Here is a 2,576-nt window from a genome sequence, read left to right as displayed (position 1 = left end):
ACAGTATCGTTGAAAGTAATATCGCTGCCGGAGAGAATCGGATTGTTGGCAATTGTTACTGCATCTCCGTAGGTTTGAGCGCCAGTAGTTGTCACATTGCCATTTAGTTCAGTTGTGCCGCCAACATTAGTGGTGAAACTGGTAGCCGCGGCAGCATTAAATGTAGTTGTACCAGCACTATTGACGGTGAGATTTCCTAATACTGTCGCGTCGCCGATCGAACCTTTAACTTCAATTTTTCCAGTACCTGTTTCTAAGGTAAGATTGCCGCTCCCGTTAATGTTATTATTAAACAGAATATTGCCACCAGCCAAATTGCCCGTTCGCAAGAAGACGTTATTTCCAACTAGGGTATTGCCGTTAATTGTGATATCTTGAGATTGGGTGGTAATATTGCCATTTAAGTTATTAGTTGTAGCATTCAGAGTAATTGAAGCATTATCAGTCCCCGAAATCGATCCATTGGGATTGACAAAAATAGTGCCTTGAGTATTGAAAGTCACAGGATCTGCAAAAGATACTGGCAAATTCTCTACAGTAATATTGCCTGTAGTAGTGTTCCCTCCGAAAACAATGGCACTAAAGCCATTACGCAATGAGGATAAAAACGGTGCTCCTATATCGATCGCCTGCGGATCGAAAGCAAGTCCAGCCTGGAAGCGAATTCCGACATTCGGCGAAAACGGCTGAATTGAAAAACTCCCTTTACCCTGCGCGGAACCTGCTCCCGAAAAGCCAATCTCATTGCCGCTAATGCTAATATTTCCAGTACCGGGCAATCCATTACCATCAATGCTATTTATCCCAACTTCATTGGGAGTTGCGATCGCGATATCTCCACCCGCACCGGAACTAGAACTAGAATTAACTACTCCTGAGTATGCAAAAATGTTGCCTGTTTTGCCCGTGAGTGTGATGTTTCCGCCATTGCCAGCAGTGGAACTGGAGTTAAGATTACTAGCATTAATATTGTTGGCACTTAGTGTAATTTGCCCACCATTTCCGGTACTGGATGTGGTATCAATTGCCCCTGCCGTCGTATCAATATCGCCATTAGTGCTGGTAAGGGCGATCGCCCGTCCGGGATTTCTCATGCTACCAACGGTAATATTGCCTGTAGTTTTAATCGAAAAATCGATCGGATTCTTAACATCGAAAGAATTGATTGTTGTCAGGGAACGCAAACCTGTAGTCTCCCCAATTGGCCCGTTGACCTTAATAACCCCTGTTCCCGCAGTCAAAACTAGGTTGCCATCGCCGTCAACCGTTCCGCCAAAATTAATGTCGCCTGCATTCGTTAACCCAGTATCGAGAGTGACATTAGAACCCGTAGCGAGAGAGACTTGCTCACCAAAGGTAATATTCTGTTCGTTGGTAAGAATATTTGCATTTAAGTTAGTCGTTGGAGCATTAAAAGTAATTGAAGCGTTGTTTACACCTGTAATGTTTCCATCGACTGCAATTGTGGCAGCTTGCATTGTGATGGGGAAATTAAAAGTAACACCAGCGGGGTCAATTGCGATCGCCCCCGTCCCATCCCCAATCACCATTTTGGAAAACCCTTTTAACGTGTCGAGTTCCGTCTGGATTAGATTCAAAGGAGGAACGTCAGGTGTGTTCTGAGTACCGCCTATCATAATACCTAAGCTTGGTGTCAGTGGCTGCAAAGTAATAGTGCCCGTGCCATTGACTTGAGTAGGCCCTAACAGTTGAATTTCATCGCCCGTCAAAGTGACATTGCCACCCAAAGCCGCGTCAATCACACCGATGGTGAGGTTAATGGGAATGGAATTGTTGTTAGCCTTTCCCGTGAGGCTAATATTACCCGTTCCCGTAGCTTGCACCACCGGGACAGCGAGGTCGATCGTCGTGGGGAAGTTAATGCCGTAGCTGTTAAATGCTGTCCCTACACCCGTACCTGTTAAAACAATATCTCCATTCTCCGATCGTACCGTGCCGTCGTTGAACGATATCCCGGAATTAGTGCCTGTCCCTGCACTGCCCGTACCCGTCAACGTCACTTTTCCGAAGCCTGCGCTGTTGACTGTAGCATCAACATCTATATATATGCCCTCGTTGGTCGTCCCAGCCCCACGGCCTGTACCAGTCAGACTGACATTTCCAGAGAGCGCTTTCACTGTGCCCCCTAAAAGTTGTATCCCTTGATTGCCATCAGTCCCATTGCCGCCAACACCGCTGAGAGTCAGATTCCCGGTGCCTGTGGACTCCACCAGCCCTTCCACCGAAATGCCCGTGTTGTTGCCCGCGGTCCCCTGACCTGTTCCAGTTAGGGCGATATCTCCATTCTGCGATTTTACCGTGCTGGGATTATCAATAGTTATCCCTTGATTGCCATCCGTCCCATTTCCTCCCGTCCCGGTGATGGTGACAGTCCCGTTTCCGGGCATTGACTCCACTGTAGAGTTGAATATTCTAACGCCGATGTTGTTGGTTAAAGTCCCAGCACCTGTACCAGTCAGGCTGACATTTCCCCCAGCCCGCACTGTACTGCTGTCAATAGATATCCCTGGATTATTAAATGTCCCGTTTCCGCCAGTACCGTTGAGAGTAATATT

1 protein-coding gene is annotated in these 2,576 nt (G+C 47.1%); it reads right to left on the bottom strand.

The genetic code is table 11. The annotated features are described in order from the left end of the window. On the bottom strand, positions 1–2,576 hold a 2,576-nt coding region (locus E5S67_RS14335; protein ID WP_422614749.1), incomplete at both ends, for a beta strand repeat-containing protein.

This window comes from Microcoleus asticus IPMA8, assembly GCF_013179805.1.
Taxonomy (GTDB): Bacteria; Cyanobacteriota; Cyanobacteriia; order Cyanobacteriales; family Microcoleaceae; genus Microcoleus; species Microcoleus asticus.
This window is presented reverse-complemented; position numbering and strand designations above follow the sequence as displayed.